This is a genomic window from Desulfotalea psychrophila LSv54 (assembly GCF_000025945.1).
GTDB classification, from domain to species: domain Bacteria; phylum Desulfobacterota; class Desulfobulbia; order Desulfobulbales; family Desulfocapsaceae; genus Desulfotalea; species Desulfotalea psychrophila.
Genome location: NC_006138.1, coordinates 3488554 through 3504603 on the forward strand (window position 1 = coordinate 3488554; position 16050 = coordinate 3504603).

The window sequence follows — 16050 nt, forward strand, 5'->3', positions numbered from 1 at the left end:
AGATGAGTCGATACCAAAAAACACTGACCCTATTACTGCTTGGCTGCTTCTTGACCCTACAGGCCTGCACTCAACATCAAATTGAGGTCAAGCCATTAGAAATAAAACCCATCCACATCACAATAGATGTCAATATCAAAGTCGATAGAGCCCTTGATAATTTCTTTGGCGATCTCGATAAGATCGAAAAAGAGTAAACTCAAAATTATAAGGAGGTTTTTCATGCAAAGCTTACGTCAAAATTTCTCTTACCTGTTCCTGCTCTGCTGTCTGGTCCTGGCAAGCTCTCCAAGCCAGGCTGCTTCGGCCCAGGATATCCAAAATAGAATGCGCACGCGAATCCCTGCCATCACCGACCTGAAAGACTTAGGCATCGTTGGCGAAAGTAATAGGGGGCTACTCGAGTATCGCAGTCAAAAAAGGACTCATGCCGCTATTGTCACAGCGGAGAACAAGGATCGCCAGCTGGTCTACAGGGCCATTGGCAAACAGCAGGGTGTTTCCCCAAATCTTGTTGGCAAAAGACGAGCAATAACTATTGCCGAAAGAGGCACAAAAGGTCATATTTTCCAAAACGCCAATGGCAGTTGGTATAGAAAATAACAAAGAGGCCCCTGCAACACGAAACCTATTAATTTTACGTAAAACAGATCCATGACAGATAAGAAAGATACCATCTTCCAGAACCCGGGTCCGGCCGAGGATTTTGAATTCAACAGCCGAGTCGTTGAAGTTTTTGACGATATGCTTGATCGTTCGGTTCCCTTCTACAAAGAGGTAATCCAGGCAAGCGCCCAGCTCCTGCAGCGTCACCTGAAAGAAAATGACAGCGTCTACGATCTCGGTAGCTCCACAGGAACAACCCTGCTCGAACTGTCCCGGGTACTGAAGCGCCAGGACATCTCCTACGTGGGAATTGACGCCTCCAAGCCAATGCTTGAAAAGGCTCGCCTCAAGGCTGAACTCTACTCAAAGGGAGATCAATTCTCCTTTCTGGAAGAGGATATCACCCAATTTTGCCATCAAGAGGCAGGAGCCGTCATCCTCCACTACACCCTGCAGTTTATCCGTCCCATGCAACGGGAAGAGGTTATGCGCAGAATATACGCCAGTCTTCGCCCCGGGGGAGTACTCCTGCTCAGCGAGAAGACCATCAGTCATCAAAAAGAACTCAATCGAGATTTCATTTCGATCTACCACCACTTCAAGAAAGACAGAGGCTATTCAGAACTTGAAATTGCCCAAAAACGAGAGGCTCTGGAGAATGTTCTCATTCCATTTTCCCAGAACGAGAATAAGAATTTACTGAAGAAGGTTGGCTTTGAGTGTGTTGAATCCTATTTTCAATGGTTTAACTTCTCCTCCTTCATGGCCATCAAACCACAGCCATAGGCCTTAACCTCTTTACCCCTTCCACAGACAAAAGATATGAAATACCTAAAACACCTCTCGGATGCAGCCGACAGAGAGGCCATAAAAGCACTTCACGATGAACGCCAGACCTGGGTCAACCAAGAGAAGAAGGGCTTTCTCCGCTACCGTGAACCCTACCTGCAACTGGCCAGGTTCAAGGCCGACTCCATCAATCTCGAAAACGACGTTGTGACCATCGGCCACGGCGAACAGATCAGCCACGAGGAGCAGGCAGAAATCCGTCAGGCTCTACGAGCATATATGCCCTGGCGCAAGGGTCCCTTCGCGGTCTTTGGTGTCGATATCGATGCAGAGTGGCGAAGCGAAAGAAAATGGCAGAGACTGGAGAAGCATCTCCCAGACCTCAAGGGCAAGGTCATTGCCGATATCGGCTGCAATAATGGCTACTATATGTTTCGTATGGCAGCCCAGGAACCAGCATTTGTCCTCGGCATCGAACCATCGGTGCAACACTACTACTGCTTTAAGGCCCTGGAAGAGATGTCGGGCCTGACCAACCTTGAGATTGATCTCCTCGGGGTTGAACACCTGCCCCTCTTCACTGAGTCCTTCGATGTCGTCTTTCTCATGGGAATCATCTACCACAGATCAGCACCCATAGAGACCCTGCGGGCCGTACTGGACTCACTAAAGCCGGGCGGCACCCTCATTCTGGAAACCCAGGGTATCCCGGGCGAGCAACCCTACGCCCTCTTCCCCGACAAGACCTACGCCAAGGTACCGGGCACCTACTTTGTCCCCAGTGCAAGTTGTCTGATTAACTGGATGCACAAGGCCGGTTTCATAGACGTTGACCTCTTCTGCGATCACCCCATGTCCCCCGAAGAACAACGACAGACCGAATGGATGGAATTTGAATCCTATAAGGATTTCCTCGATCCAGAAAACCCGGAACTAACCCTTGAAGGTTATCCCGCCCCCCACCGTTTCTTTGTCAAAGCCACAAAGAAAATGTAACGACCTGCGCACAAAGCACCTTTTGTGCGCAAAAAGACATCCATCCCTTTTCTTTTAGTTCCAGTATCATATATCCTTGTCATAAAGCTTCTCTCTCCATAAAAAATACAGAGAAACAATATGACTATCTCACCCAGCATAAAAAATATCCTGATCTGCCCCTCCTGTCAAAGCCCCCTCCAATTCGGAGACGAAACCAGCTGCCCAAACTGTGGGGCACGCTATGGCAAAACAAAAGAGGGTAAGCTCAACTTCCACCTGCAAGGCCCCAAAAGATATCAAACAGAGACAATCATCAATTCGGCAGTCCACTGTCCAAGTGACAACTTCTTTGGCCCCCTGCAGGCAAACCCCACAGCAGAGGTCGATCTCAGCTCTCTGCCACCGATCCGCCATCTCTGCCCGGCTCTCTTGAGCTATATGCCAAGAGCCAAAACGGAGGAGGCCATCGCCCTCGATATTGGCTGTGGCAAAACACAGAACAGGGCCCCATGCCAACTGGCAGGCTATCAATATCTCGGCATTGACTACCGCGAAGCAGATGCTCTTTTCCTGGCCGATGCCCAGGCCCTGCCTCTGGCGGATAACAGTATCGACTTTGCCCTCTCCCTTGCCGTCCTTGAGCACCTACCCCACCCTGAAATCATGCTCAGAGAGGCCTTCAGAGTCCTGAAAAATGGCGCTAGATTCATTGGTTCCGTTGCCTTCCTCCAACCATTTCATGATGGTAGCTATTACCATTTCACCCACCTGGGGCTCTACTCTATGCTCCATGACATAGGCTTTGAAGTAGAGCTCATCGCCCCCAGCAGGGAATACTCAGTACTGATCGCCACGAGCAGGCAGCTCTTTAGAAAAATGGATAGAAGGTACAGCAAAAAAATCATCCAACCCATAATCTTTCTCCATAAACTCTGGTGGAAATTCCAACCAATCAGCCCCCATGACAGGGACCTCTCCGAAATCAAAAGATTATTAAAATTTTCCGGGGCCCACCACTTTGTTGTCCACAAAAAGCAGTAGAGAAAACGGGAAGCTAAAACTATATCCTCACTGCCCTCTTGTGGTTACAGCTCTTCGTTCCTATAATCATGGCAGAGAATTTTTTGACTTACATGGGGAAGATTTGCCTTTGCCTAAAACTATGGTATATCTTTAGCTTATAACATGACCACCTATTTCAACGGAAAAGGAGTGTCTTTATGGACCAGGAAAAATGTACATTATTTAGCAGTGGCCTCAAGGGTGCCGAAACATCATTTGGCGAAACAGCGGAAAAGTGGGGGGTAAAAGAGGTTATCTACTCTTTTGAAACCCATAAGCTGCAAAGAGAGCGAAACGTCATTCTCCTTAGCCAAGAAGAACTTGAACGTGGTGATATCAGTATGGAGCTTGCCTCGCGCATGCTCAACCGCACCTACTACGAAACTAAAAAGATTCGTAAGGTTCTGCAGACTATTTTTCATATGATTAACGGTGGCCATCAGGTTTTTGTTATTGGTACAATCCAGGACGATAAATCCGTAAAGGGTGGTACAGGTTGGGCAGTGGAACTTGCCAAAATGTTTAACCGACCACTGCATGTCTACGATCAACCAAACAAAAAATGGTTTACCTGGAAAAACGACTGGGTAGAAGATGAGCCTACTATTGAATACGATACCTTTGTTGGCTCTGGAACCCGCTATCTAAGCGATGCAGGGCACCAAGCCATTGAAGATCTTTTTGCCAGATCATTTAAAGAAACGAATTAAGAACCGTTCTAAAAGAGAGGTCATGGAAGAATTGCTTCTATGACCCTTTTTTTCATCCTCCCTACCAAAAAAAATTCTGGCAACAAATACCAGTATCACCTTGCATTTACGGACTTTTCGCTGAATAACTGCAATTCATCCCTTTTTTTTTTCGTTGACATGATCCGCCAACAAAGGTTATATGTTGTCGTTTTGTCTACAACCTACAGACCAAAAAAGATACTCATCTCCTTCTTTTTCCGTTGAAACAAGAACGGCCACCTTGATGACTCTCCTTTTGCTGCCATGCGCAGAAAACAAATAGTAACAGCACGCCTCAGTTCATCTTCACGCGCCACCAATGTGGCCACAAAAGAGGGAAGAAGTAATGAAAGCAATTATCGCTTTAGAAGACGGCACTATTTTTGAAGGTAAATCGTTCACCGGTCGCGGAGAGGCAATTGGTGAAATCGTATTTAACACTTCTATGAGTGGTTATCAGGAAATACTCACGGATCCATCCTACACCGGTCAGATAGTTACAATGACCTATCCCATGATCGGTAACTATGGGATCAACCCTGAAGATATGGAATCTTCTTCGGTGCATCCAAAGGCATTTCTTGTAAAAGAATACAACGCTTTCCCATCAAACTATCGTTCAACCCAGCCTCTCGCCCAGTTCCTGGAAACATACGGAGTCCTTGGCGTAGAGGGATTTGACACCAGGGCCCTGGTTCGACACATCCGTAAGGCCGGTGCCATGAAAGGTATCGTCTCCACCGAAGACCTTGACCATGCATCTCTTGTTAAGAAGGCTCAGGAGTGGACAGGCCTCGTCGGTCAAAACATGGTTGAACGGGTTTCCTGCGAAAAGCCCTATGGCTGGGCCGACAATATGCCTCTCAGCGGCAGCAACTTCAGCACAGCAAAGTCTGCGGATAATAACGAAAAAGCATTTAAGGTTGTAGCCTTTGACTTTGGCATCAAGTACAACCAACTGCGCATCCTTGCAGAGAAAGGTTGCCAGGTACAGGTAGTACCTGCCACAACCAGCGCCCAGGCAGTGCTTGACATGAATCCCGATGGCATTTTCCTCTCCAACGGCCCCGGCGATCCGGAAGGCGTTGAGGGCGTTGTTGACACCATCCGTGAACTGCTCGGCAAAAAACCAATCTTTGGCATCTGCCTTGGTCACCAAATACTCGGCCTGGCCTATGGAGCCCGTAGCTACAAGCTCAAGTTTGGTCATCGCGGCGGCAATCAGCCGGTAAAGAATTTAGAAACAGGCAAGGTAGAAATCACCTCCCAGAATCATGGTTTCTGCATTGACACGACAAGCCTGAACGAGGAGGATGTAAAAATCACTCACATCAACCTCAACGACAATTCCGTTGAAGGAATGCGTCACCGAAAATTCCCTGCTTTCTCAGTACAATATCACCCAGAACATGCACCTGGTCCACACGATGCGACCTACCTCTTCGATGAATTCATCGAGATGATGCAGCAGTAGCAGGGATATTTCTTAAATTCTTCATCCTCAACGTATAGAGACAGAATCATGCCAAAAAGAACAGATATAAAAAAGATTCTCATCATCGGCTCTGGCCCAATTATTATCAGCCAGGCCTGTGAGTTTGATTACTCCGGCGCCCAGGCGGTAAAGGCCCTGAAAGAAGAGGGATATGAGGTCATCCTCATCAACTCTAATCCGGCAACCATCATGACGGATCCGGAACTTGCCGATGCCACCTACATAGAGCCCATCACCCCGGAATGCGTTACCAAGGTTATTGCCAAGGAGCGTCCAGACGCTCTTCTGCCTACCCTTGGTGGGCAGACAGCCCTGAACACCGCCATCAAGCTCGCCGAGCTAGGTGTTCTGGAACAGTACAATGTTGAGCTATTAGCTGCCGATATTGCCGTGATCAAGAAGGCCGAGGGCCGGGAAGAGTTCCGTGATGCCATGCACGCAATCGGTCTCAATGTGCCAGAGTCTGCCATCGTCCACGACCTTGAGTCCGCCATGGCAGCAGGCGAGGACATTGGTTTTCCAATCATCGTTCGCCCAAGCTTTACCCTCGGTGGAACAGGTGGTGGTATTGCCTACAACCGCCAGGAACTGGAAGAGCTCTGTACCTCTGGCCTCGACCTCTCCATGACCACCGAGATCATGGTAGAGCGCAGTCTGCTTGGCTGGAAAGAGTTTGAGCTTGAGGTTATGCGCGATAAAAATGACAACGTTGTTATCATCTGCTCCATTGAAAACATCGATGCCATGGGCGTCCATACCGGTGACTCCATCACCGTGGCCCCAGCCCAAACCCTCACCGACCGTGAATACCAGGAAATGCGTGATGCGGCAGTTGCCATCATCCGCGAGATCGGCGTTGAAACCGGTGGTTCCAATGTCCAGTTTGCGGTGAATCCTGCCGATGGCGAACTGATGATCATTGAGATGAATCCTCGTGTTTCCAGAAGTTCAGCCCTAGCCTCCAAGGCAACGGGTTTTCCTATTGCCAAGATTGCAGCAAAGCTTGCCGTTGGCTACACCCTCGATGAACTGAAAAATGACATCACCGAGGAGACCTACGCATCCTTTGAACCCACCATCGATTACTGTGTGGTTAAGATCCCTCGCTGGACCTTTGAGAAGTTCCCCGAGGCCGAGGATAAACTCTCCACAGCCATGAAGTCCGTCGGCGAAACCATGTCCATGGGTCGTACCTTCAAGGAGGCATTCCAAAAGGCAATGCGCTCGTTGGAAACAGGACGGGCAGGATTTGGTGGCGACGGCAAAGAGTTGCTCACCGACATCGATGCCATAGACCTTGAGCATAACCTACGTACCCCGAACTCCAAAAGAGTCGGCTACATCCACGAGGCTCTCAAACGTGGTATGTCCCTGGAAGAAATCCACGAATTCACCTTAATCGACCCATGGTTTCTCTACAATTTCAAGCAGATTGTTGAAAAAGAGGAAGAGATCATCGCGCACGGCTTTCAGGGCATCGACGCTGAGTTCCTTCGTGGCTGCAAAGAGTACGGTTTTTCCGACATCCAGCTCGGCTACCTGACCGGCACCACCGAGGACGATATCCGCAAGCTCCGTCTGGAGATGGAGATAAGGCCTGTATACAAGATGGTTGATACCTGCGGTGCTGAATTTGAGTCTAACACCCCATACTACTACTCAACCTACGAGCAGGAAAATGAGGCCATTGAAACCTCCGGCAAAAAAATTATCATTCTTGGTGGCGGGCCCAACCGTATCGGTCAGGGCATTGAGTTTGATTACTGCTGTGTCCATGCAGCCTTTGCCCTGAAGGAACTTGGGGTTGAATCTATCATGATCAACTCCAACCCAGAGACGGTCTCCACCGATTATGACACCTCCGATAAGCTCTACTTCGAGCCCCTTACCCGTGAGGATGTACTCAATATCATCGAACAGGAAAAACCCTATGGAGTCATTGTTCAATTTGGTGGACAGACACCTCTCAACCTTGCTGTCCCCCTTGAAAATGCGGGTATAAGGATCATTGGCACCCAGCCGGATGCCATTGACCGGGCCGAGGACCGTAAGCGTTTCCAACAGTTTCTGCAAAAACTGGGTCTGCGTCAGCCGGAAAATGATACCGTATCTACCCTTGAAGAAGCACTCGCGTCAGCAAACCGCATTGGCTATCCCGTTGTGGTTCGTCCCTCCTATGTACTGGGTGGACGAAACATGCGTATTGTCTATACAGACCAAGGTATTCGCGATTTCATGATTGCCGTTGGTGGCACCAATTTGGAACATCCTATCCTCGTTGATAAGTTCCTCCAGGAAGCCATTGAAGTTGATGTCGACGCCCTCTGTGATGGCGAAGATACCATTATCGGCGGCATCATGGAGCATATTGAAGAGGCAGGTATTCACTCCGGAGATTCATCCTGTGTATTGCCTCCACACACCCTCTCTCTTGAGCTGGTAAAAGAGATCAAGGCTGCTTCAAAGGCCATGGCCAAAGAGCTTGGCGTTATCGGCCTGATGAATGTTCAGTTCGCCATCAAGGACAAGCAAGTCTATATTCTTGAAGTGAACCCTCGCGCCTCCAGAACCGTCCCCTTTGTCAGCAAGGCAACGGGAGTACCTCTGGCCAAACTCGCCACCAAGGTAATGATGGGTGCACGCCTCAAGGATCTTGGACTCACTCGCGACCCCTACATTGATCATTGGGCCGTTAAAGAGGCTGTTTTTCCCTTTGATCGCTTCGACAAGGTAGATACCCTCTTGGGACCTGAGATGAAATCAACCGGTGAAGTTATGGGCATTGACGATAACCTCGGTCTTGCCATTGCCAAGGCACATCTGGCATCCGGTTCAACCCTGCCCACGGAAGGAACTGTCTTTATCAGTGTTCGAGACAACGATAAGGCACACAGCGTTGAGGTGGCAAAGTCACTCCTGCAACTTGGATTTTCTATCTGTGCCACCGCAGGCACCGCCCAATATCTCCAAGATAAGGATATCGACTGTAGCCCAGTGAACAAGATCAGTCAGGGACGTCCACATATTCTTGACAAGGTGCAGGATGGTCAAATCGCCTGGATCATAAACACCTCACTGGGAAGACGCACCACCGAAGATTCTTACCAGATCCGCAGATCGGCCCTTGATTATCACATTCCATACACCACCACCATCACCGGTGCTGCGGCAGTGATCAAGGCCATTCATGATCTCAGCACAAAAGAGCTTAACGTACAACCAGTTCAGTACTTTACCGGCAAAGAATAATTTCCTCCTCCCTACTCCGAGACATTAGAGTGGGACCGATAAAATACCAAAGAAGGGTGTAGGCCTAGACCTACACCCTTTTTTTTGGTACTTTTCTTATACAAACCATTTTAATGCTCGACATAGCTTATTTATGTTTTAAAGTAGTGCCTTAGATTTATATTGTTTAGTATTTACTTTTTTTCTTGAGCGAAATTATATCGTTGCCTAGCACCGGTAAAAAGGGCGACCGGAGGTCTCTTTGAATACTTTTTACAAAAACTTGAGCATGTGGCTGGTCATTGGTCTTACCATGATTCTGCTCTTCAACCTCTTCAATCAACCCCAACCCACGAACAACAAAATCACCTACAGCGATTTTATCTCAAACGTTGAGAGCAAGGGCATCAGTCGTGTCAGTATCACGGGTGATACCATCACAGGAAAACTACAAAACGGGCAAAGTTTTAAAACAATTTACCCAGCAAATGACGCTGAGATGATGTCAATACTACGCAAATCAGGCGTGGATATCGATATTAAAGAGGCAGAAAAAGATTCCTTTTTCACAACTCTTTTCATCTCTTGGTTCCCCATGTTGCTCCTCATCGGTGTCTGGATATTCTTTATGCGTCAGATGCAGGGTGGTGGCAAGGGCGGCGCTATGTCCTTTGGCAAAACCAAGGCCAAGCTCATCCCAGAAGAGAACAACACAGTTACCTTTGCAGATGTTGCCGGTATTGACGAGGCCAAAGAAGAACTCGAAGAGATCGTTGATTTCCTCAAAGATCCAAGCAAGTTCACTGATCTTGGCGGAAATATACCAACGGGTGTGCTCCTCTCGGGCCCTCCGGGAACAGGTAAAACCCTGCTGGCCAGAGCAATCGCCGGTGAGGCTCAGGTTCCATTTTTCACCATTTCCGGTTCCGACTTTGTTGAGATGTTTGTCGGTGTCGGTGCCTCCCGAGTTCGTGACATGTTTGCCGAGGGCAAAAAAAGTGCCCCATGTATCATCTTTATCGATGAAATTGATGCCGTAGGGCGTCACCGTGGGGCGGGACTTGGCGGTGGTCACGATGAACGTGAGCAAACCCTGAACCAACTCCTCGTTGAGATGGACGGTTTTCAAAGCAACGAAGGGGTTATTGTTATTGCGGCCACAAACCGCCCGGATGTACTTGATCCTGCCCTTCTTCGTCCAGGCCGTTTTGACCGTCAGGTAAATGTGCCCGTACCCGATCTGAAAGGACGTAAGAAAATCCTTGAGATATACGCCGCTAAAACCAAGATGGCGCCTATGATTGACCTCGAAATTCTTGCCCGAGGCACCCCTGGTTTTTCCGGTGCCGATCTTGAGAACCTGATCAACGAGGCGGCCCTTCTTGCTGCCAGAACAGGCAAAAAAGAGATCAACCTTGAGCTTCTTGAAAAGGCAAAGGATAAGATCATGATGGGGCCTGAACGACGCTCCATGATGCTTAATGAAAAAGAGAAAGAGATCACTGCCTATCATGAGGCAGGTCACGCCCTTATTGCCTGGCTCTTGCCGGGAACAGATCCGGTCCACAAGGTAACCATCATCCCCCGTGGACGAGCACTTGGGGTTACCATGCAGTTGCCGGTGGATGAAAAATACACCCACTCTAAAACATTTTTAGAGAACACCATCTGTATTCTTTTTGGTGGTCGTATTGCCGAGAAAATTATCTTTAACGAGATTACCACCGGGGCAGGCAATGATATTGAACGTGCCTCCGGCCTTGCCCGCAAGATGGTCTGCGAATGGGGTATGAGCGACGAGCTTGGTCCTATCACCTACGGTAAAAAGGAAGAGCAAATTTTCCTTGGCAGGGACATTGGTCAGGATCGTGGTTTTAGCGAAGCAACCGCCCAGGAGATTGATGCAGCCGTACGCAATATTGTTAACAAGGCATCTATAAGGGTAACAAGACTCTTAGAGGATCATAAAGATATCCTGAAGAAGATGTCCGAAGAGCTGATTGAGAACGAGACTCTCAACCTCGACGATATCGAAGAACTCATCGAAAAGTTACGTCCCGGCCAGTACACAAGCAAAAAGCCCACGGTTGTTATGACCCAAAAAGAAGAACCAGTGGAGAAGGTACCGGTGGAAGAGCCGGTGATGGAAGAAGCGCCAGTGGAGGAACCAGTGGTGGAGGAAGCACCGGAAACGGCCAAAGCACCTCCTGCTGAAAAGAAGGCTCCGGCCAAGAAGGCTCCAGCTGTAGCCCCGGCTGACGCCCCCGAAGCTGCACGGGAAGCGGATATGCCAGCTAACCCCTTTGACAAAAACTAGTCCCATGGTTTTCCCGCATCCATGCAGTCCGTGGATGCGGGAAAAATAGTATGAAAAACACCCCTTCAGTAGTCCCCGGAAGTCCCATAAAGATCATGGGCATCCTTAACACCACTCCAGATTCATTTTCCGATGGCGGCAACTACAATAGCGTCGACAAGGCCTTAGCCCAGGCGGAGAAGCTCATCGCCGACGGTGCCGACATTATTGATATTGGTGGTGAATCGACCCGTCCAGGCTCTCTTCCAGTTTCGCTAGCCGAGGAGCTGCAACGGGTAATCCCTGTTATTTCTGCCCTGCACGCCATCTCTGCTATCACCATTTCCATAGATACCACCAAGGCAGAGGTTGCCCGTCAGGCTCTGCTCGCTGGTGCCCATATCATCAATGACATATCGGCCCTTTCCATGGATGAGGCAATGGTAGATGTCCTCCAAGACTCCACCGCAGATGTGGTGCTTATGCATATGCAGGGCAGGCCGGAAACCATGCAGAATGCACCGGTCTACGACAACGTCACCGAAGAGGTCTATCACTATTTTGAGAAGCGGATCGAATGGTTAGAGAAAAAAGGTATTAGCCGCAAACGAATCATCGTTGACCCGGGCATTGGCTTTGGCAAAACCCTGCAGCATAATATTGAGCTACTTAAAAATCTCGATTTTATGGCCTCCCTGGGCTCTGCCCTCCTGCTTGGTCACTCACGTAAGAGGTTCCTAGGGGCCATTACCGGTCGCGACACGGGGGACAGGGATCTGGCAACGGCTGTAACCGCGGCCCTCTGCGCCTCACAAAAAATGGATATCGTTCGGGTACATAATGTGGCCGCAACCCGGGATGCCCTCCTTATCGCCGAGGCCTTGCGTAAAAAAAAGCTGTAAGACTTGAGCTATCAGCTGTCAGAAACTGCCACTGCTTAAAAGCGAAAAGGAAAAGCAGTTAACCACTGGCAGCCAAGAGCACAGAGATAGAAAAAGATACGAGATACGAGATACGAGAAAAAAAACTTAACAGCTGAAAAAAAAGATTAAAAGATTTTTAAAAATCAAGCTGTTAAATTACTCGCCACTCCGCTCCGCCACTCGTTTGACGCCACTCGTTGTCACTCACTGCTACTCACTGCTACTCGCTGCTGCTCTTTCTAGTATCCGCCATTCCGCTAACGCTCCACTGCCGCCACTCCGCTCTGCTTCGCTGCTGCTCTTTCTCACAGAGAAAGAACATATTAGACATTTGCAAAGAGCAGACCGCTGGTGAGCCAGTAATAGATAATATAGCCACCGGCAATCAGCAAAAACAGAGCTGAAATGGTCTGCACATAGGGAAAGACCCTACGAAAAAATTTCTCCATCGCTCCCTGCTTAAGAACCACCATGCCCATGGTCAAAGAGGCCAGAACAAAAAATACCCCACAGATATAGATAATAAACTGGGCAAAGGCCCCAGCCAAATTATCCGTCGCCACAGAGTTCATCACCACGGCAAGAAAAATAGGCAGGGTACAGCTTGTGGAGGCCGCACCATAGGCCACCCCAAAGAGATAAAACCCCAGCACCGATATTTTCCGTGGATCACCAATTCTATTGGCTAGCCGCAGCATAAAGGGCAGGGAGACATGTTTTCCCAGGAGTAACCACAAGCCAAGAAACATTAGAAGAAATCCCACAATCAGGGCTATCCAGGGGGTAAAACTCAACAGATAAGAGCCACCATAGGCAATGGCAAAGCCCACCACCCCAAACAGAGAGGCAAAGCCCAGGGTAAGGACAAGGGCAACACCTATTGCCCGCAAGATCTTATACAAAAATGATCTTGAGGCATAATCATCCTCCGTCGCCCCAATATAGAGAGAAACATATACAGGGAGCATAACAAAACCACAGGGGTTCACCGCCGAAACCATTCCCGCCCCAAAGGCGTAGCCCACCTGTAAATGTGTAGCAAGAAAAGTTAAGCCCTCACTGGCCAATACCTGCAATCCCATATCCCCTCCATTTTATATTTAATAACAGATAGTAAGGACAAAAAAAAACATCCCTGCCCAGAGCATTAACTCTTTGCCCAGAACTCTTTACAGTGGAATAATTACCCCCACTACTGTACTGTGCCATAGAAACACTTCGCTGTATACGATAAAGCATACAACGCTAATACCCTCTCTATAATGCACGGAGAAAGAAGATGCAAAAAACTCTCGTCCTAGTATTACTTGTCCTACTCTCCTGCGTCCACAGTAGTTGGGCTGCTCCTCATAAAATTTCAGTAAATCAATTTGTTGAGCATCCATCTCTCGATGCGGTACTACTGGGTTTTCAGGATTATCTTAAAGAAAATGGGGTTGAAGCAGAGTATTCTGTCCATACCGCCCAGGCCAATATGGGAACAGCTGGACAAATTGCCAAACAGATGCTCGGCGAGGATGCGGATCTCTTCCTCTCCATCACCACTCCATCTTCCCAGGCCTGCGCCCAGGCCCTCTCCCGCGCCCCCGAAGCTCTGAAAAAGCCACTGCTCTTTACCGCTGTAACCAACCCGGTAGCAGCCGGACTGGTAAAAGATCTCCAGCATCCCAAAAATAATATCACCGGGGTAGCCGACAAGCTCCCACTTAAAGAACATCTACAGATGCTTCTTGAGTATGTGCCAAGAGCCAAGAGAATAGGCGTACTCTATAATGCGGGAGAGATAAATTCCAAGGCAACGGTTACAGAACTGAAAAGACTTGCCGCCAAGATGAATATCAAAATAGTTGAAGCCACTGTCTCCAAGACAGCCGATGTTTATCAGGCAGCCAATAGCCTGGTGGGACGAGTTGATCTGGTCTTTATCCCTACGGACAACACCATTATTTCCGCCCTCGAATCCGTACTCAAGGTAGGTATCCAAAATCAAATGCCTATCTTTTCCGCCGATGTTGACTCGGTGAAACGAGGTACCGTTGCGGCCATGGGCTTTGATTATTACAAGCATGGCAGGCAGACAGGTGCCATGGCAGAGCGTATCTTCAAGGGTACAGCCCCCGCAGATATCCCCGTTGAATTCCAAAAAGACCTGGAACTCTATATCAACCTAACAGCATCGAAAAAAATGGGTCTCACTCCTCCGGAAACACTCATCAAAAAAGCATCCCATATCATCAAATAATTTTTTGGATCTCTTATGACTTTCTACGCAGCCCTTGGTGCCGTTGAAATAGGCCTTGCCTACGGCATCATGGTCATTGGTGTATATATCACCTTTCGCATCCTTGATTTTCCTGATCTCACCGTTGACGGTAGCCTCCCCTTGGGGGCTGCCATTTCCGCTGTTGCCATCAGCCATGGCGTCAATCCATACCTCTCCCTACTCCTGGCCCTCGGGGCAGGATTTCTGGCAGGAATGGTCACGGCAATTCTTAATACCAAGCTGAAGATTCTCCATCTTCTTGCCTCTATTTTGACCATGATAGCCCTCTATTCAATCAACATTCGTATCATGTCCGGGCCCAACATCGCCCTACTGGGAGCAGATACCGTTTTTGATTTGCCCACCCGACTGGGTATCCCGGGCCAGTGGGCGGCAACGGCAGTTTTTGCCACCATTGGCCTCATCGCCCTGCTGGCGATTATCTGGTTCATGACAACGGAGATAGGGCAGGTAACTTTGGCCACCGGCGATAATCCACAGATGATACGTACCCTGGGCGTTGATACCGACAAGGTTATCATCTTCGGCGTTGGTCTCTCCAATGCCCTGGTGGCCCTCAGTGGTGCTCTGGTCGCCCAAAATCAAGGCGCCGCCGATGTGGGCATGGGCATTGGAACCATCGTGGCCGGTCTTGCCTCGGTTATCATTGGCGAAACAGTCTTTGGCTGTAACACAATTGCCCGAGCATTTATTGCCGCCCTTCTAGGCTCTATTACCTATCGCCTGGCCATAGCCTTGGCTTTGGGACTGCATATTGGTGATTTTCACTTTAATCCAAGTGATCTTAACCTAATAACTGCAGTTCTTGTTATCGTTGCCCTTACCGCTCCCTCCATCAAAAAAGGATTGATACGCCGGTGATTATTCTAGAAAATTGCATGAAACGATTCCACCAGGGAACGGCAAGCGAAGTGGTGGCCTTAAAGGACATGAGCCTCCAGATCAAGCTCGGTGAATTTGTTACGGTCATTGGCTCCAATGGCGCGGGCAAATCCAGTCTCCTTAACTGCATCGGTGGCAGCTTCCTTATTGATTCAGGAAAACTACAGATCTGCGGGCAGAACATGAGCAAGTGGCCGGAATACAAACGGGCCAAATATATCTCTCGCGTCTTCCAAGATCCTATGAAGGGCACCTGCCCCTCGGCCACCATTGAACAAAACATGGCCCTTGCCCTACGTCGAGGCCTGTCACGAGGGCTAAGCAAGGGAGTAAAGCCAGAGTACCTTGACAGATTCAGAGAGGCACTCTCCCTGTTAGATCTGGGCTTAGAGAATAGACTCGGTGACCGGGTTGGCCTTCTTTCCGGTGGGCAAAGACAGGCAATGACCATGCTGATGGCAACCCTACGCCGACCGGAGGTACTCCTCCTCGATGAACATATTGCCGCCCTTGACCCCAAGACTGCAGCTCAAATCATGTCCATCACCAAAAAAATTGTTGAAGAACAACAACTCACCACCCTGATGATTACCCATAATATGAAACATGCCATTGAGTTTGGTGACAGACTCATCATGCTCCACCAGGGCAAGGTGCTTTTTGATATTCATGGCAAAGATAAGAAGGAACTTACCGTTGAGAAACTTCTCGGTAAATTTTACCAGAGTCAGGGAGAGGAGTTAAACTCAGACTCCCTGTTGCTTGGCTAGAGGGCA

General features: G+C 48.9%; 14 protein-coding genes. 13 read left to right on the forward strand and 1 reads right to left on the reverse strand.

Features of this window, described 5'->3' with window-relative positions; genetic code table 11:
- Positions 1–2 precede the first annotated feature (2 nt).
- The 10 genes from DP_RS17680 (at position 3) to folP (ending at position 12087) form a co-directional block, all read left to right on the forward strand.
- Entirely contained in the window at positions 3–197 is a 195-nt protein-coding gene (locus tag DP_RS17680) for a YnbE family lipoprotein (RefSeq protein WP_083819023.1), read from the forward strand.
- A 25-nt stretch (positions 198–222) separates the two neighbouring features.
- Positions 223–603, forward strand: coding sequence for a YdbL family protein (locus DP_RS15625; protein ID WP_041278119.1), 381 nt, complete (start codon positions 223–225; stop codon positions 601–603).
- 51 nt (positions 604–654) lie between these two features.
- Entirely contained in the window at positions 655–1392 is a 738-nt protein-coding gene (gene cmoA, locus DP_RS15630) for a carboxy-S-adenosyl-L-methionine synthase CmoA (RefSeq protein ID WP_011190331.1), read from the forward strand.
- A gap of 36 nt (positions 1393–1428) precedes the next feature.
- Positions 1429–2391 carry a tRNA 5-methoxyuridine(34)/uridine 5-oxyacetic acid(34) synthase CmoB gene (cmoB, locus tag DP_RS15635; protein ID WP_011190332.1) on the forward strand — a complete coding sequence of 321 codons (963 nt, stop codon included), beginning with the start codon at positions 1429–1431 and terminating at the stop codon, positions 2389–2391.
- 120 nt (positions 2392–2511) lie between these two features.
- Entirely contained in the window at positions 2512–3414 is a 903-nt protein-coding gene (locus tag DP_RS15640) for a class I SAM-dependent methyltransferase (RefSeq protein ID WP_011190333.1), read from the forward strand.
- A gap of 179 nt (positions 3415–3593) precedes the next feature.
- Positions 3594–4145 carry a hypothetical protein gene (locus DP_RS15645; RefSeq protein ID WP_011190334.1) on the forward strand — a complete coding sequence of 184 codons (552 nt, stop codon included), beginning with the start codon at positions 3594–3596 and terminating at the stop codon, positions 4143–4145.
- Positions 4146–4512: 367 nt separating this feature from the next.
- On the forward strand, positions 4513–5640 hold the full coding sequence (gene carA, locus DP_RS15655; RefSeq protein WP_041278120.1) for a glutamine-hydrolyzing carbamoyl-phosphate synthase small subunit: 1128 nt from the start codon (positions 4513–4515) through the stop codon (positions 5638–5640).
- 48 nt (positions 5641–5688) lie between these two features.
- Positions 5689–8910, forward strand: a complete 3222-nt coding sequence (gene carB / locus DP_RS15660; protein ID WP_011190337.1) for a carbamoyl-phosphate synthase large subunit — start codon at positions 5689–5691, stop codon at positions 8908–8910.
- A gap of 241 nt (positions 8911–9151) precedes the next feature.
- Positions 9152–11206 carry an ATP-dependent zinc metalloprotease FtsH gene (ftsH, locus tag DP_RS15665; protein WP_011190338.1) on the forward strand — a complete coding sequence of 685 codons (2055 nt, stop codon included), beginning with the start codon at positions 9152–9154 and terminating at the stop codon, positions 11204–11206.
- 50 nt (positions 11207–11256) lie between these two features.
- The gene (gene folP / locus DP_RS15670) at positions 11257–12087 is read left to right on the forward strand and encodes a dihydropteroate synthase (protein ID WP_011190339.1); all 831 of its coding nucleotides are present in this window, start codon (positions 11257–11259) and stop codon (positions 12085–12087) included.
- Between the two features lie 344 nt (positions 12088–12431).
- On the opposite strand, the gene DP_RS15675 is transcribed toward folP, so the two are convergent.
- Positions 12432–13190 (reverse strand): cytochrome c biogenesis CcdA family protein, encoded by a 759-nt coding sequence (locus tag DP_RS15675; RefSeq protein WP_011190340.1) that lies wholly within the window; start codon positions 13188–13190, stop codon positions 12432–12434.
- 197 nt (positions 13191–13387) lie between these two features.
- On the opposite strand from DP_RS15675, the gene DP_RS15680 reads away from it, so the two are divergent.
- Genes DP_RS15680 through DP_RS15690 form a run of 3 tightly spaced genes read left to right on the forward strand, consistent with a single transcriptional unit; the run spans position 13388 to position 16044 of the window.
- Positions 13388–14350: an ABC transporter substrate-binding protein gene (locus DP_RS15680; protein WP_011190341.1), complete on the forward strand. Its 963-nt coding sequence runs from the start codon at positions 13388–13390 to the stop codon at positions 14348–14350.
- 15 nt (positions 14351–14365) lie between these two features.
- Positions 14366–15253, forward strand: coding sequence for an ABC transporter permease (locus DP_RS15685; protein WP_011190342.1), 888 nt, complete (start codon positions 14366–14368; stop codon positions 15251–15253).
- Positions 15250–16044 carry an ABC transporter ATP-binding protein gene (locus DP_RS15690; RefSeq protein ID WP_011190343.1) on the forward strand — a complete coding sequence of 265 codons (795 nt, stop codon included), beginning with the start codon at positions 15250–15252 and terminating at the stop codon, positions 16042–16044. Before DP_RS15685 ends, DP_RS15690 begins: the two co-directional genes overlap by 4 nt.
- The last annotated feature ends 6 nt before the right edge of the window (positions 16045–16050 follow it).